Genomic DNA, 442 nt, shown 5'->3' with positions numbered 1-442 from the left:
CTATTGGTTCTGTTCTCGGCACTGTGAGAAGACTTTTCTCGCTGATCCGGCGCGATATCTCTCGCATGACGCGCATGACGCGCATGACCACGACGGCGCGGCCCATGATCACGCGCCAACCGGAGTTGCTGCGGTGTCCGCAAGCACGAAGCAACTGGCCAAGGACCCCATCTGCGGAATGATGGTTGACAAGGCCACTGCCTTGTCCGCAGAGCGAGGAGGGCGAAAGTACTACTTCGGCAGCGAGAGCTGTCTGCACACGTTTGAGTCGCCGGAGTCCGAACTGAAGGCGATGAAGACGCGCGTCACCATTGCCTTGACCGGTGTGCTGGCGTTGGCGGTGTTACGCGCCGGGGCGTTTCTGGCCTTGGCTGCAGGTGCGACCCTGCTGACTTGGGCGCCCATTCCGGCGCTGCCTTGGTTCACATGGGGAATATGGCTG

General features: G+C 61.3%; 1 protein-coding gene. It reads left to right on the top strand.

Translation table 11 applies throughout. The annotated features are described in order from the left end of the window. Positions 1–133 precede the first annotated feature (133 nt). Positions 134–442, top strand: a 309-nt coding sequence (locus tag D7V97_RS43730; RefSeq protein ID WP_120616318.1) for a YHS domain-containing protein, incomplete at its 3' end; no start/stop codon positions are given.

Origin of the sequence: Corallococcus sp. CA053C, assembly GCF_003611675.1 — a bacterium.
Classification (GTDB): Bacteria; Myxococcota; Myxococcia; order Myxococcales; family Myxococcaceae; genus Corallococcus.
This window is presented reverse-complemented; position numbering and strand designations above follow the sequence as displayed.